General features: G+C 57.6%; 22 protein-coding genes. 3 read left to right on the top strand and 19 right to left on the bottom strand.

What is annotated here, in order from left to right:
* Positions 1-79 precede the first annotated feature (79 nt).
* From htpG to BZL43_RS23730, 3 genes are all read right to left on the bottom strand, one after another.
* Positions 80-1,984, bottom strand: coding sequence for a molecular chaperone HtpG (gene htpG / locus BZL43_RS23740; RefSeq protein ID WP_095634572.1), 1,905 nt, complete (start codon positions 1,982-1,984; stop codon positions 80-82).
* Positions 1,985-2,065: 81 nt separating this feature from the next.
* Positions 2,066-2,518, bottom strand: a complete 453-nt coding sequence (locus BZL43_RS23735) for a PaaI family thioesterase (protein ID WP_095634535.1) — start codon at positions 2,516-2,518, stop codon at positions 2,066-2,068.
* Complete coding sequence (locus BZL43_RS23730) at positions 2,515-2,991, bottom strand: PaaI family thioesterase (protein ID WP_095634534.1); 477 nt, start codon at positions 2,989-2,991, stop codon at positions 2,515-2,517. Before BZL43_RS23730 ends, BZL43_RS23735 begins: the two co-directional genes overlap by 4 nt.
* A 157-nt stretch (positions 2,992-3,148) precedes the next feature.
* Here BZL43_RS23730 and BZL43_RS23725 point away from each other — a divergent pair, with 157 nt between their 5' ends.
* Positions 3,149-3,394 (top strand): hypothetical protein, encoded by a 246-nt coding sequence (locus BZL43_RS23725; RefSeq protein WP_008071487.1) that lies wholly within the window; start codon positions 3,149-3,151, stop codon positions 3,392-3,394.
* Positions 3,395-3,471: 77 nt separating this feature from the next.
* On the opposite strand, the gene BZL43_RS23720 is transcribed toward BZL43_RS23725, so the two are convergent.
* The 12 genes from BZL43_RS23720 to sdhC all read right to left on the bottom strand — a co-directional run bounded on the left by BZL43_RS23720 (position 3,472) and on the right by sdhC (position 17,946).
* The gene (locus BZL43_RS23720) at positions 3,472-3,873 is read right to left on the bottom strand and encodes an MAPEG family protein (protein ID WP_095634533.1); all 402 of its coding nucleotides are present in this window, start codon (positions 3,871-3,873) and stop codon (positions 3,472-3,474) included.
* The gene (locus tag BZL43_RS23715) at positions 3,873-4,610 is read right to left on the bottom strand and encodes a DUF599 domain-containing protein (RefSeq protein WP_095634532.1); all 738 of its coding nucleotides are present in this window, start codon (positions 4,608-4,610) and stop codon (positions 3,873-3,875) included. The genes BZL43_RS23720 and BZL43_RS23715 overlap by 1 nt, the downstream gene beginning before the upstream one ends.
* 272 nt (positions 4,611-4,882) lie before the next feature.
* Positions 4,883-6,196, bottom strand: coding sequence for a branched-chain amino acid transport system II carrier protein (brnQ, locus tag BZL43_RS23710; protein ID WP_095634531.1), 1,314 nt, complete (start codon positions 6,194-6,196; stop codon positions 4,883-4,885).
* Between the two features lie 386 nt (positions 6,197-6,582).
* Positions 6,583-7,464: a succinate--CoA ligase subunit alpha gene (gene sucD / locus BZL43_RS23705; protein WP_095191616.1), complete on the bottom strand. Its 882-nt coding sequence runs from the start codon at positions 7,462-7,464 to the stop codon at positions 6,583-6,585.
* The gene (gene sucC / locus BZL43_RS23700) at positions 7,464-8,630 is read right to left on the bottom strand and encodes an ADP-forming succinate--CoA ligase subunit beta (protein WP_007898980.1); all 1,167 of its coding nucleotides are present in this window, start codon (positions 8,628-8,630) and stop codon (positions 7,464-7,466) included. The genes sucD and sucC overlap by 1 nt, the downstream gene beginning before the upstream one ends.
* A gap of 194 nt (positions 8,631-8,824) precedes the next feature.
* Positions 8,825-10,261, bottom strand: coding sequence for a dihydrolipoyl dehydrogenase (lpdA, locus tag BZL43_RS23695; RefSeq protein ID WP_095634530.1), 1,437 nt, complete (start codon positions 10,259-10,261; stop codon positions 8,825-8,827).
* Between the two features lie 99 nt (positions 10,262-10,360).
* Positions 10,361-11,581, bottom strand: a complete 1,221-nt coding sequence (odhB, locus tag BZL43_RS23690; RefSeq protein ID WP_095634529.1) for a 2-oxoglutarate dehydrogenase complex dihydrolipoyllysine-residue succinyltransferase — start codon at positions 11,579-11,581, stop codon at positions 10,361-10,363.
* Positions 11,582-11,623: 42 nt separating this feature from the next.
* On the bottom strand, positions 11,624-14,455 hold the full coding sequence (locus BZL43_RS23685) for a 2-oxoglutarate dehydrogenase E1 component (RefSeq protein ID WP_095634528.1): 2,832 nt from the start codon (positions 14,453-14,455) through the stop codon (positions 11,624-11,626).
* A gap of 262 nt (positions 14,456-14,717) precedes the next feature.
* Entirely contained in the window at positions 14,718-15,422 is a 705-nt protein-coding gene (locus tag BZL43_RS23680) for a succinate dehydrogenase iron-sulfur subunit (protein ID WP_007898989.1), read from the bottom strand.
* A gap of 11 nt (positions 15,423-15,433) precedes the next feature.
* On the bottom strand, positions 15,434-17,206 hold the full coding sequence (sdhA, locus tag BZL43_RS23675) for a succinate dehydrogenase flavoprotein subunit (RefSeq protein ID WP_095634527.1): 1,773 nt from the start codon (positions 17,204-17,206) through the stop codon (positions 15,434-15,436).
* Positions 17,207-17,209: 3 nt separating this feature from the next.
* The gene (gene sdhD, locus BZL43_RS23670; protein ID WP_052967227.1) at positions 17,210-17,578 is read right to left on the bottom strand and encodes a succinate dehydrogenase, hydrophobic membrane anchor protein; all 369 of its coding nucleotides are present in this window, start codon (positions 17,576-17,578) and stop codon (positions 17,210-17,212) included.
* Positions 17,572-17,946 carry a succinate dehydrogenase, cytochrome b556 subunit gene (sdhC, locus tag BZL43_RS23665; RefSeq protein WP_095634526.1) on the bottom strand — a complete coding sequence of 125 codons (375 nt, stop codon included), beginning with the start codon at positions 17,944-17,946 and terminating at the stop codon, positions 17,572-17,574. The genes sdhD and sdhC overlap by 7 nt, the downstream gene beginning before the upstream one ends.
* A 362-nt stretch (positions 17,947-18,308) precedes the next feature.
* Between sdhC and gltA the strand changes: the two genes are divergently transcribed.
* Positions 18,309-19,595: a citrate synthase gene (gltA, locus tag BZL43_RS23660; protein ID WP_008071464.1), complete on the top strand. Its 1,287-nt coding sequence runs from the start codon at positions 18,309-18,311 to the stop codon at positions 19,593-19,595.
* 1,044 nt (positions 19,596-20,639) lie between these two features.
* On the opposite strand, the gene BZL43_RS23650 is transcribed toward gltA, so the two are convergent.
* The 3 genes from BZL43_RS23650 to BZL43_RS23640 form a co-directional block, all read right to left on the bottom strand.
* Entirely contained in the window at positions 20,640-22,298 is a 1,659-nt protein-coding gene (locus BZL43_RS23650; RefSeq protein ID WP_095634525.1) for a cation acetate symporter, read from the bottom strand.
* Positions 22,295-22,606: a DUF485 domain-containing protein gene (locus tag BZL43_RS23645; protein ID WP_007894282.1), complete on the bottom strand. Its 312-nt coding sequence runs from the start codon at positions 22,604-22,606 to the stop codon at positions 22,295-22,297. The genes BZL43_RS23650 and BZL43_RS23645 overlap by 4 nt, the downstream gene beginning before the upstream one ends.
* A gap of 206 nt (positions 22,607-22,812) precedes the next feature.
* Positions 22,813-23,664 carry a glycine betaine ABC transporter substrate-binding protein gene (locus BZL43_RS23640; RefSeq protein ID WP_095634524.1) on the bottom strand — a complete coding sequence of 284 codons (852 nt, stop codon included), beginning with the start codon at positions 23,662-23,664 and terminating at the stop codon, positions 22,813-22,815.
* A gap of 297 nt (positions 23,665-23,961) precedes the next feature.
* Here BZL43_RS23640 and BZL43_RS23630 point away from each other — a divergent pair, with 297 nt between their 5' ends.
* A complete protein-coding gene (locus BZL43_RS23630; protein WP_095634523.1) occupies positions 23,962-25,557 on the top strand; it encodes a beta (1-6) glucans synthase in 1,596 nt (531 codons plus the stop codon).
* A 120-nt stretch (positions 25,558-25,677) separates the two neighbouring features.
* On the opposite strand, the gene BZL43_RS23625 is transcribed toward BZL43_RS23630, so the two are convergent.
* Positions 25,678-26,046 (bottom strand): hypothetical protein, encoded by a 369-nt coding sequence (locus BZL43_RS23625; protein ID WP_095634522.1) that lies wholly within the window; start codon positions 26,044-26,046, stop codon positions 25,678-25,680.
* Between the last annotated feature and the right edge of the window lie 89 nt (positions 26,047-26,135).

Genomic DNA, 26,135 nt, shown 5'->3' with positions numbered 1-26,135 from the left:
GAGCGTCCCCAGAGGCATTCCCACGCAGAGCGTGGGAACGATCAAAAAACCCGCCGAAGCGGGTTTTTTTACAACGCGGTTAAACCGACAGTTCAACCAGCAGCTTGTTCAGACGGCGCACATAAGCGGCCGGGTCTTTCAAGCTGTCGCCGGCCGCCAAGGCCGCCTGATCGAACAGAATGTGCGACAGGTCGCCGAAGCGCTCGTCGCTCTGCTCGTTGTCGAGCTTCTCGATCAGCGGGTGCGCCGGGTTGAATTCGAAGATCGGCTTCGAATCCGGAACCTTCTGACCGCTGGCTTCCAGGATCTGACGCATTTGCAGGCCCAGGTCCTGCTCGCCGATGGCCAGAATCGCCGGGGAATCGGTCAGACGATGGGACACCCGCACTTCAGCAACGGAGTCGCCCAATGCCGTCTTCAGACGCTCAACCAGGCCTTCTTTGGACTTGGCGACTTCTTCTGCGGCTTTCTTGTCTTCTTCCGAATCCAGGTTACCGAGGTCCAGGTCACCGCGTGCCACGTCGACAAAGCTCTTGCCGTCGAAGTCGGTGAGGTAGCTCATCAGCCACTCGTCGATGCGGTCGGTCAGCAGCAGCACTTCAATGCCTTTCTTGCGGAAGACTTCCAGGTGCGGGCTGTTTTTGACTTGCGCGTAGGTTTCGCCAGTCAGGTAGTAAATCTTGTCCTGACCTTCCTTGGCGCGGGCCAGGTAGTCGGCCAGACCTACAACTTGCTCGCCGTCGTCGCCCTGAGTGGACGCGAAACGCAGCAGGCCAGCAATTTTTTCTTTGTTGGCGAAATCTTCTGCCGGGCCTTCTTTCATGACCTGACCGAAGTTCTTCCAGAAGCCTTTGTATTGCTCAGGCTCGTTCTTCGCCAGTTTTTCCAGCATGTCCAGGACGCGCTTGGTCAGCGCCGACTTCATCGAATCGATGATCGGGTCTTTCTGCAGGATTTCCCGCGACACGTTCAGCGACAGATCGTTGGAGTCGACCACACCTTTGATGAAGCGCAGGTACAGCGGCAGGAACGACTCAGCCTGATCCATGACGAACACACGCTGCACGTACAGCTTCAGACCTTTCGACGCTTCACGCTGGTACAGGTCGAACGGAGCACGGGTCGGCACATAAAGCAGCGAGGTGTACTCCAGCTTGCCTTCGACCTTGTTGTGGCTCCAGCTCAGCGGGTTTTCGAAATCATGAGCGACGTGTTTGTAGAACTCCTGGTATTCCTCGTCCTTGATTTCAGTACGAGGGCGAGTCCACAGAGCGCTGGCGCGGTTGACGGTTTCCCATTCAACGGCAGGCTTGTCTTCGCCTTCGACGGCCGCCACTTCTTTGGGCAACTCGATCGGCAAGGCGATATGGTCGGAGTACTTCTTGATGATGTTGCGCAGACGCCAACCATCGGCGAACTCGTCTTCACCGGATTTCAGGTGCAGGACAATGCGCGTACCGCGGTCAGCCTTCTCGACGGTGGCGATTTCGAATTCGCCTTCGCCTTTGGATGACCAGTGCACACCTTCGCTGGCAGCGAGGCCGGCACGGCGGCTGAATACGTCAACTTTATCGGCGACGATGAAGGCCGAGTAAAAACCGACCCCGAATTGACCGATCAGGTGCGAGTCTTTTTTCTGATCGCCAGACAGGTGTTTCATGAAATCGGCAGTGCCGGACTTGGCGATAGTGCCCAGGTGGGTCACCGCGTCTTCACGGCTCATGCCGATGCCGTTGTCTTCGAGGGTGACGGTTTTAGCGTCTTTGTCGAAGCTCACACGGATTTTCAGTTCCGCGCCGCCTTCCAGCAAGTCAGGCTTGGCCAGCGCTTCAAAGCGTAATTTGTCGACAGCGTCAGAGGCGTTCGAGATCAATTCGCGAAGGAAAATTTCCTTGTTGGAATACAGCGAATGGATCATGAGGTGCAGCAGTTGCTTCACCTCGGTCTGGAAGCCCAGGGTTTCCTTTTGAGTTTCCACACTCATGGTCATCAAACTCCAATCAGATGGCATAAGCCGCGACCTTGAGGGTCGACGGCGGGTTGTCCTCAGAGTTGGGGGCTGTGATCAGGATTTCAAGGGCTGTTCTATTTTGAAATGAGCGCGGGCCGTCGCAATGGGCTCGGCTTCAGTGCTTTGCCAGGCGGTAATCGCCACGTTTGCCACCCGGCGCCCCTGTCGGCACACCTGGCATTTGGCCCAGGTATCGCGAAATTGCCCCGCGCGCAGGTAATCGATGGAGAAGTCGATAATCTTCGGCACACTGGACGAGCCGGTGAAGATCAGCAGGTGCAATGCCGCCGAGAGCTCCATGAACCCGGCAATCACCCCGCCGTGAATTGCTGGCAATAAAGGATTACCAATGTTGTCTTTGTTCGCCGGCAGACGGAACAGCAGTTCATCACCCACCCGCGAACATTCGACGCCAATCAGTCTGGCATAGGGAATCAGGTCCAGCAGCGAGGCGTAGTCCCCCTGCGCATGGGCCTTTTGAAGCTGCTCGTTGAACGCGTCGGTCATTTCGCACCTCCCGCAATGGCACCGGCAAAGCCTTTGGTGCCTTTGACGCCCTTGCCCATGCGCATGAAGGTACCCACCACATGGGCGATGGGCTGTTCGGGGTCATCTTGATAAGCAAAACCGCGCGCGAAGATGACATCGGTGGTCACTCGGTAGCATTGGGCGAAGCCGTACACGTCCTTGTGCGGCTCGGCGGCGTGCATGTAGTCGATGCGCAAGTCGAGCGTCGGACAGACTTCGAATTCGGGCAACACACAAAGGGTAGCCATGCCGCAGGCGGTGTCCATCAGTGAGGTCAACGCTGCGCCATGGATCACCCCGGTTTGCCGATTGCCGACGATTTGCGGGCTGTACGGCAGAATCACCGTCAATCCTTCGCTGCTGGCGCTGTGAACGCGCAAACCGAGTACCTGACAATGCCGCAATGCCGACAGGAATCGCGTCGCACGCTCAAAAACGGGGTTTTCGGCCATTGGATTAAACTCTTCTTAGTGCCCCGGAAAAGTAGCAGGCTAATGGGTAAAAGTTCCGTAGAAAAACAAACTTATATATCTGTGCGAATTAAGGAACTTAACCCTGATCGCTGCGTTCGAAAGGCCAGTAGATACTTTCCATCAGGAGAAACACCCCATGCGTAAGACTTTAGCTATTGCCTTGATGTTGACCGCTTCCCTCGGTCTCGCTGCCTGCGATAAAAAATCCGAGGACAAAGCTCAAGAAGCCACCAAACATGCTGAGCAAGCTCAGGAAAAAATGGGTGAAGCTCAGGATAAAGTGAACGAGGCAGCAAAAGAAAACGCCGAAGCTGCCAAAGCTCAGGCCGAATCGAACGCAGCAGCGACAAAAGAAGCCGCGCCAGAAGCTCCTAAAAACTAACAACGTTTTTAGTGATAAAAGAAAACCCGCCAAGTGCGGGTTTTCTTTTGTCTGCGGCTTTTGTTTGGCGTGCAGCCTTAGAGCAAAATCGCCCTAAAAGTCGGACTAATCATCAGCAGCAACGAAGACACTAAGCCGACAAACCACACCAGACTGCGCTGCCAGGCCAGATCCACCCAATAGCACAACAGGTAAAAGATACGTGCGATCACAAAGATGATCGCCAGCGCATCGATCAGCCATCCCGCCGTCTGCGTGGTGTGCGCCATCAACACCCCCACCGCAAAGATCATGAACGCCTCGAAACTGTTTTGATGGGCTGCCAATGCACGGGCACCGAAGCCTGTAAGTTGCGCCTGTTGTTGACGCGGCAGGTGATTGTTGTAACCACCCTGCTCGTTCATGGCTTTGGCCACCGGGATCTTTGCCAGGAAAATCAATAATGCGCTGATAAACACACACCAGAACGGAATACTCATCAAGCAGCCTCCTTGTTAACTTCAGGCAATGGCGCCTCTGTGGGGGTATAGACCATCACATCGAGAACGTCGGAGTGAAACTCGCGGCGATACAACACCAGCACGACGCCGGCACTCATCAACATGAACAACCAGGGGCTGACGAACCACGCCAGCATGGTCATACCGAAGTAATAGGAACGCAGACCGAAGTTGAACTGGTTGGCCGCCATGGAGATGACACGGGCGGCACGGGAAGCGAAGGCTTTACGCTCTTGCTCGGACACATGGCGCTCGCCGATCATGGGTGCCGACCCCACGAGAATGGCCGCAAAGTTGTACTGACGCATGCACCAGCTGAACGTAAAGAACGCATAGACAAACACCAGCGCCAGGCATAACAACTTAATCTCCGACATGCCCTGGGAAGCCTGTTGCACCATCGGGATATCCGCCAGCAACGACACGGCTCTATCGGACGCCCCTAATACCGTGAGAATACCGGCCAGGATAATCAACGTACTGGACGCGAAGAACGAGGCATTGCGCTCCAGGTTACCGATCACGCTGGCATCAGCAATGCGGTTGTCGCGCAACAGCATGCGGCGCATCCAGTCTTCGCGATACAGATGCAACACACTGGCCAGGCATGCAGTGTCGCGGCCTTTCCATGTTGCGTAACGGGTGTAGCCACCCCAGCAGATAACAAACCAGAGCGCGGCGAGGATGTGGATCAGATTGGCGTGGATGAACGACATGCAGGTCCTTGTGGTGCGTTTTCGGAGAACTGAAACCTGTGGGAGCGAGCCTGCTCGCGATGGCGGTAGATCAGCCAACGCATCTATTGAATGTAAAGCCGCCATTGCGAGTGGGCTCGCTCCCACATTAGATTTGGCAATGCTTCGACGTTAGCTCAAGGAAAAAGACACTGCATCACACGCATAAAAAATGCCCCGTATCGATTGATACGGGGCATTTTCATTTTTGCCAGGAAAGCAGTTCGAGGCCCGCTTGTGGCGGGCCATGAAGCTTAGGCCAGCGCTTCGGCGCGCTTGCCCAGCAGACGATCGCAAACCACCGCGACCACCAGAGTCATGACCGCCGGCACCAGCCACGCCAGACCCTGCTCGCTCAGTGGCAGGTGTGTCAGCTGGGACGGCATCCAATCGGCCAGACCGGCACCCTTGAGGGCATCGATCAGACCGAAGATGAACGACACCAGCATCACCGGACCGACGATGCGGCCTTGCTCATGCCAGAAATCCTTGCAGAAGCTCAGCGCTACCAGGGCAATGCACGGCGGATAGATGGCGGTCAGTACCGGGATCGAGAACGCGATCAGTTTGGTGAGGCCCAGGTTGGACACCAACAGGGAAAACGCAGCCAGGATGATCACCAGCGTCTTGTAGGACAGTGGCAGTACACGGCTGAAGTATTCGGCACAAGCGCACGTCAGACCGACTGCCGTCACCAGGCAGGCCAGGGAAATCAGCACCGCAAGGAAACCGCTGCCCAACGAACCAAACGTGTGCTGGACATACGCGTGCAGTACCGCCGCGCCATTGGCAGCACCGGCCGCCACTTCATGGCTGCCCGAGCCGAGACGGAACAGACTGACATAAACCAGCGCCAGGCCCACGCCGGCAATCAGACCGGCGATGATCGCGTAACGGGTGATCAAGGCCGGTGATTCCACGCCACGGGAGCGGATCGCATTGACAATAACGATGCCAAATACCAGCGCACCCAGGGTATCCATGGTCAGGTAACCATTGATAAAGCCCTGGGAGAACGGTGCTGTGACATATTCAGGGGTGGCCACGCCAATATCACCAGCCGGCAACGCAAACGCGGCGATGCCCAGAACGGCCAGGGCGATGATCTTCAGCGGTGCAAGGAAACGTCCGACGGTGTCGAGCAGGCGGCCCGGGTAGAGCGAAATGAAGAACACCACCAGGAAGTACACCGAGCTATAGAGAAACAACGCCAGCGGGCTCTCGCCAGTCAGTGGCGCCAGGCCCACTTCGAACGACACGGTCGCAGTGCGCGGCGTCGCGAACAACGGGCCGACGGCGAGGTAGCACGCCGCTGCCAGCAGGCCACCGGCGATTTTACCGATCGGGCTGCTCAAGGCATCCATTGCACCACCGACCTTGGCCAGGGCGACAACGGTGATCACCGGCAAACCGACCGCTGTGACCAGAAAACCCAGCGCCGCCATCCAGACATTAGGCCCGGACTGCAAACCGACGATAGGCGGGAAGATGATGTTGCCAGCCCCGACGAACAGGGCAAATGTCATAAAACCCAGTGCCAGGATGTCCTGGCCTTTCAACACTTTCATTAAGGAAATACCACACTACTGAATCGGAATTTAGAGAGGGATTTCCCTTATGGGTGAGGGAAATGCTGTCGGCCCGTATAGGACTAACCCGTTTAGCGCGTCGCTGCCTTGTGGGCCGCGGACGCAAAAATGGCTGCTAGCCTAACGAATTCGCACGACAAACGCACTGTTACAGGGCGAACTATCCGATACACGACATTTCAATGTCGCGTTTACATATCTAATTTTCCTTGAAGATCAAAAGATCGCAGCCTTCGGCAGCTCCTACATGGGATCGCATTCCAACTGTAGGAGCTGCCGAAGGCTGCGATCTTTTGATCTTTGGAAATGACAAAGGCCACCCGAGGGTGGCCTTTGTTTGGTGAAGCGTCAGTTAAGCGCGAGGCTTACTTGACAGCCCAGCCAGTCAGCTCGGCCAGGGCCTTGCCGATGTCTGCCAGCGAACGCACGGTTTTTACGCCTGCGTCTTGCAGAGCAGCGAATTTCTCGTCTGCAGTGCCTTTGCCGCCAGAGATGATTGCGCCAGCATGGCCCATGCGCTTGCCCGGAGGAGCAGTCACACCAGCGATGTAGGAAACAACCGGCTTGGTCACGTGAGCCTTGATGTAGGCAGCCGCTTCTTCTTCAGCCGAACCGCCGATCTCACCGATCATCACGATCGCTTCGGTCTTCGGGTCTTCCTGGAACAGCTTCAGGATGTCGATGAAGTTGGAGCCTGGGATCGGGTCACCACCGATGCCGACGCAAGTGGACTGACCGAAACCGGCGTCAGTGGTCTGCTTCACGGCTTCGTAAGTCAGGGTGCCGGAACGGGAAACGATACCGACCTTGCCTGGCAAATGAATGTGACCTGGCATGATGCCGATCTTGCATTCGCCTGGGGTGATCACGCCTGGGCAGTTAGGGCCGATCAGGACTACGCCCAGCTCGTCGCACTTAACTTTAGCGTCCAGCATATCCAGGGTAGGAATGCCTTCGGTGATGCACACGATCAGCTTGATGCCGCCGAATGCCGCTTCCAGGATCGAGTCCTTGCAGAAAGGAGCTGGAACGTAGATCACGCTGGCAGTGGCGCCAGTGGCAGCTACAGCGTCTTTCACGGTGTTGAACACTGGCAGACCCAGGTGCTCGGTGCCGCCTTTGCCAGGCGTTACGCCACCCACCATCTGGGTGCCGTATTCGATGGCTTGCTGGGTGTGGAAACTACCTTGCGAACCGGTAATACCCTGGCAGATAACTTTGGTGTCTTTATTGATCAGGACGCTCATTATTTGCCCTCCGCAGCTTTGACAACTTGTTGAGCAGCGTCGGTCAGGCTGGTAGCAGCGATGATGTTCAAACCGCTTTCTGCCAGTACTTTAGCGCCCAGCTCAGCGTTGTTGCCTTCAAGGCGAACAACAACCGGGATTTTCACGCCGACTTCTTTCACCGCGCCGATGATGCCTTCGGCAATCATGTCGCAACGAACGATGCCGCCGAAGATGTTGACCAGTACTGCAGCGACGTTAGTGTCGGACAGGATGATCTTGAACGCTTCGGTCACGCGTTCTTTGGTAGCACCGCCGCCCACGTCGAGGAAGTTGGCTGGCTTGCCGCCATGCAGGTTGACGATGTCCATGGTACCCATGGCCAGGCCAGCACCGTTGACCATGCAACCGATGTTGCCTTCCAGTGCTACGTAGTTCAGTTCGAACTTGGCAGCGTGCGCTTCGCGCGGATCGTCTTGCGACGGATCGTGGAAAGTCTTCAGCTTAGGCTGACGGTACATGGCGTTGGCGTCGATGTTGATCTTGGCGTCGAGGCAATGCAGATCGCCGTCAGCCTTGATCACCAGCGGGTTCACTTCCAGCAGAGCCAGGTCGTGATCCTTGAACAGCTTGGCCAGACCTACGAAGATCTTGGCGAACTGAGCAACTTGCTTGCCTTCCAGGCCCAGCTGGAAAGCCAGCTCGCGACCCTGGAATGGCTGAGCGCCAACCAGTGGATCGATAGTAGCCTTGAGGATTTTCTCAGGGGTGTCGTGAGCGATTTTCTCGATGTCCACGCCACCTTCGGTGGAAGCCATGAACACGATGCGACGGCTCGAACGGTCAACGACAGCGCCCAGGTACAGCTCTTTAGCGATATCAGTGCACGATTCAACCAGGATCTTGGTGACTGGCTGGCCATTGGCATCAGTCTGGTAAGTCACCAGACGCTTGCCCAACCACTGTTGAGCGAATGCTTTGGCGTCTTCTTTGCTGCGAACCAGCTTTACGCCGCCCGCTTTACCGCGACCACCAGCGTGGACCTGGGCTTTGACAACCCACTCGGTGCCGCCGATTTTGTCGCAAGCTTCTGCTGCTGCTTCCGGGGTGTCTACTGCGTAGCCGGTGGAAACTGGCAGGCCGTATTCAGCGAACAGCTGCTTACCCTGATACTCGTGAAGATTCATGCTTATTACCGTCTTCGTTAGGTACTGCGCATTCGGTGCTGCACCGTTCTGGTGCCGCACCACCTGTGACTGCTGCTTGCGTAGCTTTCCGGTCACCCGGTGCAGCTACGCAAGACTGCGTCCAGCGGACATTCCGCGGTGAGTCTTGCACGCAAGGCTCACGACGGGCCGTACCGCCGTGGTTTCTTATTGTCTTAACGCTTCTTGCGGTTGGCGATGTGGATGGCGCCGCCATTCACAGCCAAAGCTGCTTCATGCAAGGCTTCAGACAGGGTCGGATGGGAGAAAACCATCATGCCCAGGTCTTCAGCGCTGGTGCCGAATTCCATACCGATCGCGCCCTGCTGAACCAGTTCTGCAGCGCTCGGGCCAATCACGTGGACGCCCAATACGCGGTCAGTCTTGGCATCGGCAATGACTTTCACGAAACCGCCGGTGTCGTTGGCTGCCATGGCACGGCCACTGGCTGCGAACGGGAAGGTGCCAACGTTAACTTCAACGCCTTCAGCCTTCAAGGTCTGCTCGGTTTTGCCGACCCACGCGATTTCCGGGTGAGTATAAATAACTGACGGGATCAAGTCATAGTTCATCTGGGCTTTGTGGCCCTTGATGCGCTCAACGACCATGATGCCCTCTTCCGAGGCCTTGTGTGCGAGCATCATGCCGCGAACCACGTCACCGATGGCGTAAACGCCCGGTACGGTGGTGGCGCAGTGATCGTCAACGTGCACGAAACCGCGCTCGTCCAGGGTCACACCGCAATCAGCAGCCAGCAAATCAGTGGTCACCGGACGGCGACCAACGGCTACGATCAGCTTGTCGAATGTGATGTTTTGTTCGCCGTTGGCATCGGTGTAGTTCACAACGACTTCGTCACCGTTCACTTTGGAACCGGTAACGCGAGCACCCAGCTTGATGTCCAGACCTTGTTTGGTCAGGGTTTTCAGCGCTTCCTTGGAAACAGCGGTGTCCGCTGCCATCAGGAAGGTGTCCAGGGCTTCCAGGACAGTCACTTCTGCACCCAGACGCGACCAGACCGAACCCAGTTCCAGACCGATCACGCCAGCGCCGATCACGCCCAGACGTTTTGGCACGGACTGGAATTCCAGCGCGCCAGTCGAATCGACGATCACATTCTGGTCAACCGGAGCTGGCGGAATGTCGATCGGACGCGAACCTGGAGCCAGAATCACGTTTTCGGCTTCAATGATTTCTACCGAACCGTCAGGCTTGGTGACTTCGACTTTCTTGCCGGCCAGCAGTTTGCCGTGGCCCTGGATCGAGGTCACGCCGTTGGCCTTGAACAGGGTGGCAACACCCGAGGTCAGGCCTTTGACGATGTTGGCTTTACGGCCGACCATTGCTGGCACGTCCATGGTTACGCCAGCGTGGTTGATACCATGGATCGCGAAGCCGTCTTGGGCTTCGTGGAACTTCCAGGAGCTGTCCAGCAGCGCCTTGGATGGAATGCAGCCGACGTTCAGGCAGGTACCGCCGAGGGCCAGTTTGCCTTCCTTGTCGGTGTATTTCTCGATGCAGGCAGTGGAAAGGCCCAATTGCGCTGCTTTGATGGCGGCCACGTAACCGCCAGGGCCCGCGCCAATCACTACTACGTCAAATTTCTGCGACATTCAAAAAATCCTCTTTTTTGCGGCAAGCTTGAAGCCGCAAGCGTCAAGCCAAGCTGCCCTTTCCTGCAGCTTGTAACTTGAAGCCTGCAGCTGCTTCTATCAGATATCCAGCAGCAAACGAGCCGGGTCTTCCAGCAAGTTCTTGATGGTAACCAGGAAGGTCACAGCTTCTTTGCCGTCGATCAAACGGTGATCGTAGGACAGCGCCAGGTACATCATCGGACGGATAACGACTTGACCGTTGATTGCCATAGGACGCTGCAGAATGTTGTGCATGCCCAGGATGGCCGCTTGTGGCGGGTTGACGATCGGCGTCGACATCATCGAACCGAAGGTGCCACCGTTGGTGATGGTGAACGTACCACCGGTCATTTCGTCCATCGACAGCTTGCCGTCACGAGCCTTCTTGCCGAAGGTGGCGATGCCGCCTTCGATTTCAGCCAGGCTCATCAGTTCGGCGTTACGCAGAACCGGAACAACCAGGCCGCGATCGCTGGAAACTGCAACGCCGACGTCAGCGTAGCCGTGGTAAACGATATCGCCGCCGTCGATCGAAGCGTTGACAGCCGGGAAGCGTTTCAGCGCTTCGGTGGCAGCCTTGACGAAGAACGACATGAAGCCCAAACGCACGCCGTTATGGCTCTTCTCGAAGAGATCCTTGTACTTGGAACGCAACGCCATGACTTCGGTCATGTCGACTTCGTTGAAAGTGGTCAGCATCGCCATGTTCGACTGAGCTTCAACCAGACGCTTGGCCACGGTGGCGCGAACGCGGGTCATCGGTACGCGCTTCTCGATGCGATCGCCGGCGGCGAACACAGGAGCAGCAGCGGCAGGCGCGGCAGCCTTGGCAGGTGCGGCAGCCGGAGCGGCTTTTTTGGCAGCTACAGCGGCAACAACGTCTTCCTTGGTCACACGACCGCCTTTGCCGGTACCGGCAACGGAAGCGATGTTGATGCCGTTTTCTTCAGCCAGCTTGCGAGCAGCCGGTGCAGCAACAGGGTCCTCTTCGCCCGCTTCGGCAGGAGCAGCGGCAGCGGCAGCAGGTGCAGCAGCGGCGGCTGGAGCCGCGGCAGCAGCACTGCCCTCACCGATGGAGCCCAGAACTTCGTCGGACAGAACGGTGTCGCCTTCGTTCTTGACGATAGCGCCCAGCACGCCGTCAGCGGTGGCCAGCACTTCCAGTACGACTTTGTCGGTCTCGATGTCGACGATCAGATCATCGCGCTTGACGGCGTCGCCCGGTTTTTTGTGCCAGGTGGCAACGGTGCCATCGGCAACCGATTCCGGGAAAGTGGGGGCTTTGATTTCGATAGCCATTATCTGTGGGTCCTTAAATTCGGTTTCAGGTGCGCGAAGGCGTTAAACAGTAAAGGCGTCTTGCAGCAGTTGTTCCTGCTGCTCAGCGTGCATCGATGCATAACCACAAGCCGGCGCAGCAGAAGCATCACGACCCGCGTACTCGAGTACGAGCGACTTGTCGTGATTGCCAACGATGCGGCGCATGTGGTGTTGGCTGCAGTACCAGGCACCCTGGTTCATCGGCTCTTCCTGACACCAAACGATATGTTTGAGGTTGGCGTACGGAGCCAGGACTTCGCTCAAGTCGTCCTCAGGGAATGGGTACAGCTGCTCGATACGCACGATGGCGATGTCATCACGACCTTCGGCACGGCGTTTTTCCAGCAGGTCGTAGTAGACCTTGCCGCTACACAGAATGACGCGCTCGATCTTTTTCGGATCCAGGGCATCGATTTCCGGGATAACGGTCTGGAACGAACCTTCGGCCAGATCTTCCAGGGTCGAGATGGCCAGTTTGTGACGCAGCAGCGACTTCGGAGTCAGAACGACCAACGGCTTGCGCAGCGGGCGAATCACCTGACGACGCAGCAAGTGGTAGATCTGAGCCGGCGTAGTCGGCACGGCTACCTGAATGTTGTGCTCGGCGCACAGCTGCAGGTAACGCTCCAGACGAGCCGAAGAGTGCTCTGGCCCCTGACCTTCATAACCGTGCGGCAGCAGCATGGTCAGACCGCAGAGACGACCCCACTTGTGCTCGCCACTGGTGATGAACTGGTCGATAACCACTTGGGCACCGTTGGCGAAGTCGCCGAACTGGGCTTCCCAGATCACCAGCGCGTCAGGCGTGGTGGTCGAGTAACCGTATTCAAACGCCAGCACGGCTTCTTCGGACAGGAACGAATCGTACAGGTCGAAACGTGGCTGGCCCTTGTACAGGTTTTGCAGCGGGATATAGGTACCCGCGTCTTTCTGGTTGTGCAAGACAGCGTGACGGTGCGAGAACGTACCGCGACCGATGTCCTGACCCGTCATGCGAATCGGGTGACCTTCGAACGCCAGGGTCGCGTACGCCATGGTTTCGGCGTAACCCCAGTTGATCGGCAGGCCGCCGGCTTGCATTTTCTGACGGTCTTCGTAGATTTTCGAGACCTGGCGCTGAACCACGAAGCCTTCCGGAATTTCCAGCAGCTTGGCGGACAGTTCCTGCAAGGTTTTCAGATCGAAGCGAGTGTCGTGACGCGCGGTCCAGGCGTGGCCCAGATACGGACGCCAGTCCACGAACAACTCTTTGTTCGGCTCTTTGACCAGGCTTTTTACAACATGCAGACCGTTGTCCAGCGCATTGCGGTATTCGTCGACTTTCGCCTGAACACGCTCTGCGTCCAGCACACCGCTTTGGGTCAGACGTTCGGCATACAGCTCCCGGGTGGTGCGCTGTTTGGTGATCTGCTGGTACATGATTGGCTGAGTGCCGCTAGGCTCGTCGGCCTCGTTGTGGCCACGACGACGGTAGCAGACCATATCGATTACCACGTCACGCTTGAACTGCATGCGGTAGTCGATGGCCAGTTGGGTCACGAACAACACGGCTTCCGGATCATCACCATTCACATGGAGGATCGGCGCCTGGATCATCTTCGCAACGTCGGTCGCGTACTCGGTGGAGCGCGAGTCCAGCGGGTTGCTGATGGTGAAACCGACCTGGTTGTTGATCACGATGTGCACGGTGCCGCCGGTCTTGAAACCGCGGGTCTGCGACATCTGGAAGGTTTCCATGACCACACCTTGACCGGCGAAAGCCGCGTCACCGTGGATGGAAATTGGCAGAACCTTCTCGCCGGTAGGGTCGTTACGACGATCCTGACGGGCGCGAACCGAACCCTCGACCACCGGGGAAACGATTTCCAGGTGGGAAGGGTTGAACGCCATGGCCAGGTGAACTTCACCGCCGGTGGTCATCACGTTGGACGAGAAGCCCTGGTGATATTTAACGTCACCGGAACCCAGCTCGACCTTTTTCTTGCCTTCGAACTCGTCGAACAGCTCGCGCGGGTTCTTGCCGAAGGTATTGACCAGTACGTTCAGACGACCACGGTGGGCCATGCCGATCACGATTTCCTTGGTGCCGTAGGAGCCGGAACGCTGGATCAACTCGTCGAGCATCGGAATCAGGCTCTCGCCGCCTTCCAGACCGAAACGCTTGGTACCCGGGTATTTGGTCCCCAGGTATTTTTCCAGGCCTTCGCCGGCGGTGACGCGCTCAAGCAGGTGGCTCTTGATGTCGGCGGAGTATGTCGGACGACCGCGCACGCTTTCCAGACGCTGCTGGAACCACTGGCGCTGCTCGGAATCGGTGATATGCGTAAATTCAGCGCCGATGGTGCGGCAATATGTCTGCTGCAACGCTTCGTGAATTTCGCGTAGGCTCGCCTCCTCTTTGCCGATGAACAGGTCGCCGGCACGGAAGGTCGTATCAAGATCGGCATTGGTCAAGCCGTAATGATTGATTGACAGGTCTGCAGGTGCAGGACGCTGCCACAGCCCCAGCGGGTCAAGCTGGGCTGCCTGGTGGCCACGCATACGGTAGGCCTGGATCAATCGCAGCACTTCAACTTGCTTCTTCTCGTGCTCACTGCTCACGCTGCCGGCGGAAACCGGTTGGGCGCGGCGCTGGTTCTTTGCCAGCAAGACGAAATGATCGCGAATTGTGGAGTGCGAAACATCGGTGGCAGGGTTGCCGTCAGCAGGCAACTTCTGGAAGTAGGTGCGCCACTCTTCTGGCACAGCGTTAGGGTCGTGCAGGTAGAGCTCGTAAAGCTCTTCCACATAGGCAGCGTTACTACCGGATAGGTAGGCGCTGTTCCACATGCGCTGCATCACGCTTTCTTGCATGCTTGGTCACCCTCGGTTAGGGGAACACCACCGGCGTCGACACCGAGCAAACTTGCAGAAGTCCGAATGCAGCGACTAAAACAAGCCACTTAGGATCACGCTGATAGTCCGGGTACCAGCCCGGATGCCCCTGCTTGTCTCATTTCTTCAAAATAAGAGCGGCAGCCTTTTAAGCTGCTGCTCAGGTTAAAACTACGGCGCCGGTTGAAGCCGGCGCCGTAGCATCTACGGGTACAGCGGTTCTACGGGTACAGCAGCTGAATCACACGCCGCTTTGCAGCAACATGTTACGAATGTGACCGATGGCCTTAGTCGGGTTCAGGCCTTTCGGACAAACGTTGACGCAGTTCATGATGCCCCGGCAGCGGAATACGCTGAACGGGTCATCCAGCGAAGCCAGACGCTCGGATGTCTTGTTGTCGCGACTGTCTGCCAGGAAGCGATAGGCTTGCAGCAGAGCAGCCGGACCCAGGAACTTGTCCGGGTTCCACCAGAAGGACGGGCACGAAGTCGAGCAGCAAGCGCACAGGATGCACTCGTACAGACCGTCGAGCTTTTCACGCTCTTCAGGAGACTGCAGACGTTCGATGGCCGGAGCTGGCGTGTCGTTCTGCAGGTATGGCTTAACCTTTTCGTATTGCTTGTAGAAGATGCTCATATCGACGACCAGGTCACGGATAACCGGCAAACCTGGCAACGGACGAACGATCAGCTTGTTACGTTTTACGACGGCAGACAGCGGCGTGATGCATGCCAGACCGTTTTTGCCGTTGATGTTCATGCCGTCGGAACCGCAAACACCTTCACGGCAAGAGCGACGATAGGAGAAACCTTCGTCCTGCTCTTTGATCAGGGCCAGCACGTCCAGCACCATCAGGTCTTTACCACCGGTATCAACCTGGAATTCCTGCATGAACGGCGCAGCGTCCTGATCAGGGTTGTAACGATAAACACTGACTTGCAACATGGCGGCCACCCTTAATAAGTCCGAATCTTAGGTTCAAAAGTCGGAACAGTCTTCGGCGAGAAGTTCACGGCACGCTTGGCAACGCGCTTGTCACCCGGGAAGTACAGTGTGTGGCACAGCCAGTTTTCATCGTCACGGTCTTCGAAGTCTTCACGGGCGTGAGCACCGCGGGACTCTTTGCGCACTTCTGCAGCGATAGCAGTGGCTTCGGCGACTTCCAGCAGGTTTTGCAGTTCCAGCGCTTCGATACGCGCGGTGTTGAAGGCCTGGCTCTTGTCGTTGATCTTGACGTTGGCGATACGCACGCGCAGATCAGCCAACTGAGCAATACCTTTCTGCATGTATTCGCCGGTACGGAACACACCGAAGTAGTTCTGCATGCAGCTTTGCAGTTCACGACGCAGGGTTGCCACGTCTTCACCGTCGGTACGCTCATTCAGAGCGGACAGACGTGCCAGGGCTGCGTTGATGTCAGCGTCGGTGGCGTCATCGTATTCGATGCCGTCGCTCAGCGCTTTTTCCAGGTGCAGGCCGGCAGCACGGCCGAATACCACCAGGTCAAGCAGCGAGTTGCCGCCCAGACGGTTGGCGCCGTGAACCGATACGCACGCCACTTCACCCACTGCGAACAGGCCAGGGATGATTTCGTCGACGCCTTCGTCGTTCTGGGTGATGGCCTGGCCGTGAATGTTGGTCGGAACGCCGCCCATCATATAGTGGCAGGTCGGAACGACCGGAACCGGAGCAACAACAGGGTCAACGTGTGCGAAAGTCTTGGACAGTTCGCAGATGCCTGGCAGACGGCTGTGCAGCACTTCCTCGCCCAGGTGGTCGAGTTTGAGCATTACGTGGTCGCCATTCGGACCGCAACCATTGCCGGCGATGATTTCCTTAACCATCGAACGGGCAACAACGTCACGACCGGCAAGGTCTTTGGCGTTCGGAGCATAACGCTCCATGAAACGCTCGCCGTGCTTGTTGATCAGGTAACCACCTTCACCACGGCAACCTTCGGTCACCAGTACACCGGCGCCGGCGATGCCGGTCGGGTGGAACTGCCACATTTCGATGTCTTGTACCGGTACGCCGGCACGCAGCGCCATACCAACGCCGTCACCGGTATTGATCAGGGCGTTGGTGGTCGAGGCGTAGATACGACCTGCACCGCCGGTGGCCAGTACGGTAGCCTTGGCGCGGATGTAGGTGGTTTCGCCGGTTTCGATGCAGATGGCAATCACGCCGACGAATGCGCCGTCCTGGTTCTTCACCAGATCAACAGCGTAGTACTCGTTAAGGAACGTGGTGCCAGCTTTCAGGTTGCCCTGATAAAGGGTGTGCAACAGCGCGTGACCGGTACGGTCGGAAGCGGCGCAGGTACGGGCGGCCTGGCCACCTTTACCGTAATCCTTCGACTGACCGCCGAATGGACGCTGGTAGATGCGACCCTGTTCGGTACGGGAGAACGGCAGCCCCATGTGATCCAGCTCGAAAACGGCAGCCGGACCTTCCTGACACATGTATTCGATAGCGTCCTGGTCACCGATATAGTCGGAACCCTTGACGGTATCGTACATGTGCCAGCGCCAGTCATCGTTAGGATCAGCGGACGCGATGGCGCAAGTGATGCCGCCCTGGGCCGACACGGTGTGCGAACGGGTCGGGAAAACCTTGGTGATCACGGCAGTCTTGTGACCGCCTTGTGCCAGTTGCAGCGCTGCGCGCATGCCGGCACCGCCACCACCAATAATGATGGCGTCGAAAGAAATCGTTGGAATGTTAGCCATGGATCAGATACCCCAGAGAATCTGCACACCCCAGACGAAGTAAGCGAACATCGCAACGCCGCATACTGCCTGGAAAAGGAAACGTACTGCAGTCGCGGACTTGCCCAGCGCCATTGGCGTCAGGTAGTCAGTCGCGATGGTCCACATGCCGACCCAGGCGTGAGCGCCCAGGGCCACAAGGGCCAGCAGACTGAAGATACGCATCCAGTTGCTTGCGAACAGTTCGTGCCATTGGGTGTAGCCAATGCCAGGATTCGCAACGAGGTATCCGATCAGGAAGATGAAATAAGCCGCGAGAACGACCGCAGACACACGCTGTGCCATCCAGTCATAGAGGCCCGAACGCGACAGGTTCGTAACGCTGGTTACCATATCCAAACTCCCGCCAGAACGATCAACACCGCAGATACGGCGATAATGATTTGCGAGCCCAGCTTGCCGCCTTCCAGCGTCTCACCGATGCCCATATCCATAATCAGATGGCGCACACCGGCTACCAGGTGATACAGAAGAGCGGACAGGAGGCCCCATGCTACGAACTTGGCCAGCGGGCTGGTCAAGCATGCCTTCACCTCGGCAAAACCTTCCTCGGAATCCAGAGACTTGCCCAATGCATAAAGCATGAAGCCAAGGCCCAGAAAGAGGATGATGCCGGAAACACGGTGAAGAAACGACGTAACGCCGGTGATGGGGAGTTTGATGGTCCTTAGGTCTAGGTTTACAGGTCGTTGGCTTTTCACGGCTTTTTTTCACACTGAAGAGCCCCTAACAATCAGGGCAAAGTTGTTGGGGAGTGCACTGGTCAGGTAACCACCACCCAGGGATGCGACCCCCAATAAAGCAGGCCCAAAAGCCCTTGGCGGTCGGTGGCCGAGTATAGACAGTTAGGCTACTAATGACAACGCGTTCACCTTCCCCTAATAGCTGATTGCACAAGTGACATAAAAGGCGTAAATGGCAGTCAATTTCGAGGAAAAAGTCCGGTTAAAGCCTTCTGGAGCAAGACTTTAGGCAAATTGACATTCGAATTTATCTCACTATAGTGGTGCGGGCCCTGCGTGGGGGGTCTGTCTGATGATTTCAAGCATAAATAGGAGGCCACATGGCTGACAAAAAAGCGCAGTTGATCATCGAGGGCGCAGCCCCCGTCGAGCTGCCCATTTTAACCGGCACCGTTGGTCCCGATGTTATCGACGTTCGGGGCCTGACGGCCACGGGCCGTTTCACCTTTGACCCTGGCTTCATGTCGACTGCCTCCTGCGAGTCGAAGATCACCTATATCGACGGCGACAACGGCATTCTGCTGCACCGCGGCTACCCGATCGAACAGCTGGCTGAAAAGTCGGACTACCTGGAAACCTGCTATCTGCTGCTCAACGGCGAATTGCCGACCGCAGAACAGAAGGCCCAGTTCGTCGGCACCGTGAAGAACCACACCATGGTTCACGAACAGTTGAAGACCTTCTTCAACGGCTTCCGTCGCGACGCCCACCCGATGGCTGTCATGTGCGGCGTAGTCGGCGCCCTCTCGGCCTTCTACCACGACTCCCTCGACATCAATAACCCGCAGCATCGTGAAATCTCCGCGATCCGCCTGGTTGCCAAGATGCCGACCCTGGCCGCAATGGTTTACAAGTACTCCATGGGCCAACCCATGATGTACCCGCGCAACGACCTGTCGTACGCGGAAAACTTCCTGCACATGATGTTCAACACCCCGTGCGAGATCAAACCGATCAGCCCGGTACTCGCCAAGGCCATGGACCGGATCTTCATCCTCCATGCCGACCACGAGCAGAACGCATCGACGTCCACCGTACGCCTGGCAGGTTCCTCGGGTGCCAACCCGTTCGCCTGTATCGCCGCTGGCATCGCTGCACTGTGGGGCCCTGCCCACGGCGGCGCGAACGAAGCCGTTCTGACCATGCTTGACGAGATTGGCGATGTTTCGAACATCGACAAGTACATCGCCAAGGCCAAGGACAAGAACGATCCGTTCAAACTGATGGGCTTCGGTCACCGGGTTTACAAAAACCGCGACCCACGTGCCACCGTCATGAAGCAGACCTGCGACGAAGTGCTGAAGGAACTGGGCATCACCAACGATCCGCAACTCGAACTGGCCATGCGCCTGGAAGAGATCGCCCTGACTGACCCGTACTTCATCGAACGCTCGCTGTACCCGAACGTCGACTTCTATTCGGGGATCATCCTCAAGGCGATCGGCATTCCAACCAGCATGTTCACCGTGATCTTCGCCCTGGCGCGGACTGTCGGCTGGATTTCCCACTGGAAGGAAATGCTCTCCAGCCCGTACAAGATTGGCCGTCCGCGCCAGCTGTACACTGGCTATGAGTCGCGTGATATCACCCGGCTTGAAGACCGCTGATAAGGGCTGTCTTGCGATAACGTCTTGAGCTGTACCGGAAACGGCCTCTATTGGATAGGGGCCGTTTTTGTTTGTGCCTGACGTTGTATACGCAGCGGCCTGAGGGCCGACTGGCTCTTTGGTCGGGTACATATCCTTTTCTGCGGTAACGACTGCTTAGGGTTCCGCTCTTACAGCGGGTCACTTTGGAAAAGCGCCAAAGTAACCAAAACGCTCTTGCCCCTTTCGTTCGGTGCCTCGCCCAGGCTCGGCATGCCCTCGCTCCGGTCCTGCTCCGTGGGCCCGCCGCGATCGGCCATCCATGGCCGTGCGCGGCTAACCCGGCATCCATGCCGGGTTGCCCACTGCGCAGAACCTCCACTCGGCCTCTCGAGGGGGCGGTGCGTCAACATCAAAAGCTGCAGGCGAGCTAACGCTCGGCCTGTTGAGTGGTGAAAAGCACAGCGGATGCGCTCTGATTTTTTGTGGGAACTGGCTTGTCGGGTCGCCGCATCGCTGCGAAGGCGGCCTGACAGCCGACCAGTCTCTTGCAGATGCCCCCCCCTGTGGGAGCGGGCTTGCTCGCGAAGCTTTTGATCTTGCTTTGGCTTTGGCTTTGGCTTTGGCTTTGGCTTTGGCTTTTGATCTGTTGCCCCTTTCCCAGAGGCCGAACGCAGGCGTCGCGCAGGGGGCACCGCGGCAAGGATGCCGGAGTGAGGGCATGCCGAGCCTAAGCGAGGCACCGAATGGCGGGGCAAAAGCGCTTTGGTTACTTTCCGCCGGGCCGCGCAGGCTTTTCGAAAGTGACTCGCTGTAAAAGCGAAACCGCCAGCCGTCGCTACCGCAGAAACGGGTATGTACACAATCAAAGACCCTGGTCGACTATCAGGCCGCCTTCGCGGGCAAGCCTCGCTCCTACAAGGGCGGGCGATAACCGCCGGCCGGCGCTACCGCAGAAACGGATATGTACACGATCAGAACCCGATACCCCCCCAATAAAAAATGCCCCAATCTCTCGACCGGGGCATTTTGTGTGGCTCAGCTTATATATAGAAACTCAAAGCCTTAGTGCGAAACCGCCCCGCTCGCCCCCAACCCGGTCTGCGAACGGACAAACTGCGGGAAGAACAGCGCGCGTTCATTCACACCCTCGGCCGACTTATCGGTGATCGAGAAGAACCAGATACCGACAAAGGCAATGATCATCGAAAACAGCGCCGGGTATTCATACGGGAAGATCGCCTTCTCGTGACCCAGGATCTGCACCCAGATGGTTGGCCCCAACACCATCAAGCCAACGGCACTGACCAGCCCCAGCCAGCCGCCGACCATCGCACCACGCGTCGTCAGCTTCTTCCAGTACATGGAAAGCAGCAGCACCGGGAAGTTGCAGCTCGCCGCGATGGAGAACGCCAGGCCCACCATGAACGCGATGTTCTGCTTCTCGAACAGAATGCCCAGGCCGATCGCCAGCACCGCCAGAGCGATGGTGGTGATTTTCGAGACGCGGATCTCGTCCTTCTCATTGGCCTTGCCCTTCTTTATCACACTGGCGTACAGGTCATGGGACACCGCCGAAGCACCCGCCAGGGTCAGACCCGCCACCACCGCCAGGATGGTTGCGAACGCCACCGCCGAGATGAAGCCCAGGAACACACTGCCACCCACCGCGTTGGCCAAGTGCACCGCCGCCATGTTGTTGCCGCCCATCAGCGCGCCAGCCGCATCTTTAAAGGCCGGGTTGGTGCTGACCAGCAGGATCGCGCCGAAACCGATGATGAAGGTCAGGATGTAGAAGTAGCCAATGAAGCCAGTTGCATACAGCACGCTTTTACGCGCTTCTTTGGCGTCGCTCACGGTGAAGAAGCGCATCAGGATGTGCGGCAGGCCAGCGGTACCGAACATCAGCGCCAGGCCGAGGGAGAACGCCGAGATCGGATCCTTCACCAAGCCGCCCGGGCTCATGATCGCCTCACCTTTAGGGTGAACCTTGATCGCCTCGGAGAACAGCGCATTGAAGTCGAAGTTGACGTGCTTCATTACCATCAGCGCCATGAACGAGGCACCGGACAGCAACAGCACCGCCTTGATGATCTGTACCCAGGTGGTCGCCAGCATGCCGCCGAACAGCACGTAGGCGCACATCAGGATCCCCACCAGGATCACCGCAACGTGGTAGTCCAGGCCAAACAGCAGCTGAATCAGCTTGCCGGCACCCACCATTTGCGCAATCAGGTAGAACGCCACCACCACCAGCGAACCACAGGCCGACAGCGAGCGGATCTGTGTTTGCCCCAGGCGGTAGGACGCCACGTCGGCAAAGGTGTACTTGCCCAGGTTACGCAGGCGCTCGGCGATCAGAAACAGAATGATCGGCCAGCCCACCAGGAAGCCGATCGAGTAGATCAGGCCGTCGTAGCCGGAGGTGAACACCAGCGCGGAAATACCCAGGAAGGACGCCGCGGACATGTAGTCACCGGCGATCGCCAAGCCGTTCTGGAAACCGGTGATCTTGCCGCCCGCCGCATAGTAGTCGGCCGCCGAGTTGTTACGCTTGGATGCCCAATAAGTGATGCACAGGGTTGCACCCACGAATGCCACGAACATCAGGATCGCGGAAACGTTGAGGGGTTGTTTCTGTACCGCACCCGTCAGGGCTTCAGCCGCCCAGGCGCCAGGTGCAAAGGCTGCGATGCTCAATAGAGCCATTAGACGCCGGATCATTGCTGAGCCTCCTTGAGAATTGCATTGTTCAAGTCGTCGAATTCGCCGTTGGCACGTCGCACGTAGATGCCTGTCAGGATAAAGGCCGAAACGATCAGCCCGACCCCGATTGGAATGCCCCAGGTAATTGAGGACTCGGGGCTGATTTTTGCGCCCAGGATATGCGGTCCGTAAGCAATCAAAAGAATGAATCCGGAGTACAGCCCAAGCATGATCGCTGAAAGAATCCAGGCGAATCGTTCTCTCTTGCTGACCAGCTCTTTGAAACGCGAGCTGTTTTGAATCGAGAGGTAAATGCTGTCGTTCATTGTTTTTATCCTCGCAGCACAGATTAAGTTGGAACGTGATCCACTTTATGCGGCTGCCGGACAGGTTCCAGACGACCTTAGTATTAGAACGACATGACCGAGTCTTCATTTCTCCTGCATGTATCAAACACATGAAAAAGCAAAAGGCCCCTTGGCAAAAATGCCAAGGGGCCTTGGGAGGTGCTGACTAGACGTTTCAGATCAAATCATTTGACCCAGTCGGCAACGCGATCCGGGTGTTTGGCTACCCAATCCTTCGCTGCGGCTTCAGGCTTGGCACCTTCCTGAATCGCCAGCATGACTTCGCCGATTTCGTCTTTCGAAGACCACTGGAAGTTCTTCAGGAACTTCGCGACTTCAGGCGCCTTGGCTTCCAGGCCCTTGCTACCGATGTTATTGACGGTTTCAGCCGCACCGTAAACGCCTTTCGGATCTTCCAGGAAACGCAGTTTCCACTTGGCGAACATCCAGTGTGGCACCCAACCAGTGACGGCAATGGATTCGTTTTTCTTCTCGGCACGGGTCAACTCGGCAATCATGCCGGCACCAGAACTGGCCTTGAGGGTGTAGTTGTCCAGACCGTAGTCCTTGATGGCCTGATCGGTTTTGAGCATGACGCCTGAACCGGCATCGATACCGACGATACGATTTTTGAAGCTGTCGTCGGTTTTCAGATCGGCAATAGACTTGGCCTTGACGTACTCCGGCACGATCAGGCCGATTTTTGCATCCTTGAAGTTCGGGCCGTAATCGACGACCTGATCCTTGTTCTTGGTCCAGTATTCACCGTGAGTCACGGGCAGCCACGCCGACAGCATGGCGTCGAGTTTGCCAGTGGCTACACCTTGCCACATGATCCCGGTGGCAACCGCTTGCAGCTTCACGTCATAACCGAGTTTCTGTCTGATCACTTCCGCGGCCACGTTGGTCGTGGCGACGCTGTCCGACCAGCCGTCTACATAACCGATCGTCACTGCCTTGCCTTCAGCACTGGCCATCGTAGAACTGATCGCCAGCACCAAAGCGGCACCTGCGCCCAAGAGTCGTCGCATCTTCATCGTTACTTCCCCGAAAGTGCTGCGCTCGACGGATGCCGAGCCGCTCAACGTATTGTTATGGTGCACAGCGCCCCATCACGCCTCACCGCAAACCGTCCGACCATCAGCGCGATTTTATATGAGAGCACTGACGCGTCGATAATCAACCCCCCGCCCACTGCGACCTGCTCTGCCAGCGACCTCAAGGCATCGAGAAACGACATCAGAAGGCCATTAACTGCAACCGGCGCAAATCCGTCCGCCAACCCGCCTGAACTTTGCATGTCAAAATTATGCGGGCCACCAAGCGCGGAACAAATGCAGGTAACATGCGCGGCTTTGTTCCCAGACGGCCTGACCATGCCCGCGACATCCCGCTTTCCTTTTTTTGCTTATTTATTTGCTTGCCTGCTGGGGCTTTTTGCCCTCGGTGGCTTCTGGTATGGACTTGGCAAACCGGTGACTCTGCCGGACGTGGCCAGCGCGACGCACAAGCTGCAATGCGCCTCCTACACCCCGTTCGACAAAGACCAATCGCCGTTCGATGTGCCGTTCAAACTGCGCCCCGAGCGCATGGACGCCGATCTCGCCTTGCTGGCAACCCGTTTCGAATGCATCCGCACCTATTCCATGACCGGCCTGGAAGCCCTGCCTGACCTTGCACGCAAGCACGGCTTGAAGCTGATGATCGGCGCCTGGGTCAACAGCAACCCGATGGACACCGCAAAAGAGGTTGACCTGCTGATCGCCTCGGCCAATGCCAACGCCGATGTAGTGACCTCAGTGATCGTAGGTAACGAAACCCTGCTGCGCAAGGAAGTCACCGGGGCACAGTTGGCGACGCTGATTAACAAGGTCAAAAGCCAGGTTAAACAACCGGTGACCTACGCCGACGTCTGGGAGTTCTGGCTCCAGCATCCCGAAATCGCTCCGGCGGTGGACTTCCTGACCATCCATTTGCTGCCGTACTGGGAAGACGATCCGTCGAACATCGACGCCGCGCTGCAGCATGTGGCCGAAGTGCGTCAGGTGTTCGGCAACAAATTCGCCCCCAAAGACGTAATGATTGGCGAAACCGGTTGGCCGAGCGAAGGCCGTCAGCGCGAAACCGCTTTGCCGAGCCGGGTCAACGAAGCCAGGTTCATTCGCAGCTTTGTGAGCATGGCCGAACAGCAAGGCTGGCATTACAACCTGATCGAGGCGTTCGACCAGCCCTGGAAACGCGCCAGCGAAGGTGCGGTCGGGGGTTATTGGGGATTGTTCGACGCCGATCGCCAGGATAAAGGCGTACTTGCCGGGCCGGTCTCGAACGTGCCGTACTGGCCGCAATGGCTGGCGGTGGGTGGCTTGATCTTCATCGGTACGCTGATCCTCGGCGGTCGCGTTCGCAGCACCCGCGCGGCGCTGGTGTTGCCGCTGCTCGGCGCACTGGCCGCCTGTTCGATGGGTGCCTGGGGAGATCTGGCGCGCGTGACCACACGGTTCGCCAGTGAATGGCTATGGGTCGCTTTGCTGACGGGGTTGAATCTGTTGGTGCTGGCCCATGCCGCGCTGACCTTGAGCGCCCGGACCGGCTGGCGTGGACGTGCCTTCAATGCACTGGAGCGTCGCGCCGGCTGGTGGCTGGCAACGGCAGGTTTTGCCGCGGCGGTGATGATGCTGGAAATGGTGTTCGACCCGCGTTATCGCAGCTTCCCGAGTGTCGCGTTCATCCTGCCTGCGTTGGTGTACCTGTGCCGTCCGGTCAGTGTGCCGCGCCGGGAAATTGCCCTGCTGACCTTCATCATCGGCGCCGGCATTGCGCCGCAACTGTATCAAGAAGGTGTGCACAACCAGCAGGCCTGGGGTTGGGCGCTGGTGAGTGTGTTGATGGTGGCGGCGTTGTGGCGCAGCTTGCGGGTTCGCAAGGGCTGATCTTCAGCGTGCTTGCGGTCTCTTCGCGGGCAAGCCTCGCTCCTACAGATTGATGTCGACCGTGATAGTTGCGAACGACTCTAAACTGTAGGAGCAAGGCTTGCCCGCGAAGGCTGCCGATCAGGCGCTACGAGATGCCCGGACCAAACGCAAAGCCGCAATCACCACCGCAAATACCGCCAAGGTAGTGTTGTACAACGCCAGCGCCGGCAACCCGAACACCAGCGCCAGTACCGCCAGCCACCACCCTGCCCGTCCCGGCAGGATGAAGCCGATCAGCGCCGCGCCGAGCGCTGTCCAGCCCAGTACCTTGAAATGAATCATCAGCCCGAGGTTTGAGCGCACCACGCATTCCCAGCGACTGGCTTCATCAGCGCAGATGCCGACCCATTGCGCATCCTCCATGAAGCCATAACGCGCGCCATAACTGGCAGCCAGCCACAATGGCAGAAGAACGAGCAACAGCATCACAGGCAAACGGCGGGACATGAAGCACTCCAATCAATGAAATCGGCGGCCAGCTTAATCCCCTGCCCGCAGTAAGCAAGTGACATCAACCGTCATCAATGACATCAACA

This window comes from Pseudomonas sp. PICF141 (genome assembly GCF_002286815.1).
Taxonomy (GTDB): domain Bacteria; phylum Pseudomonadota; class Gammaproteobacteria; order Pseudomonadales; family Pseudomonadaceae; genus Aquipseudomonas.
The sequence above is the reverse complement of the archived record's forward strand: the minus strand, read 5'-3'. Positions and strand labels throughout refer to the sequence as shown.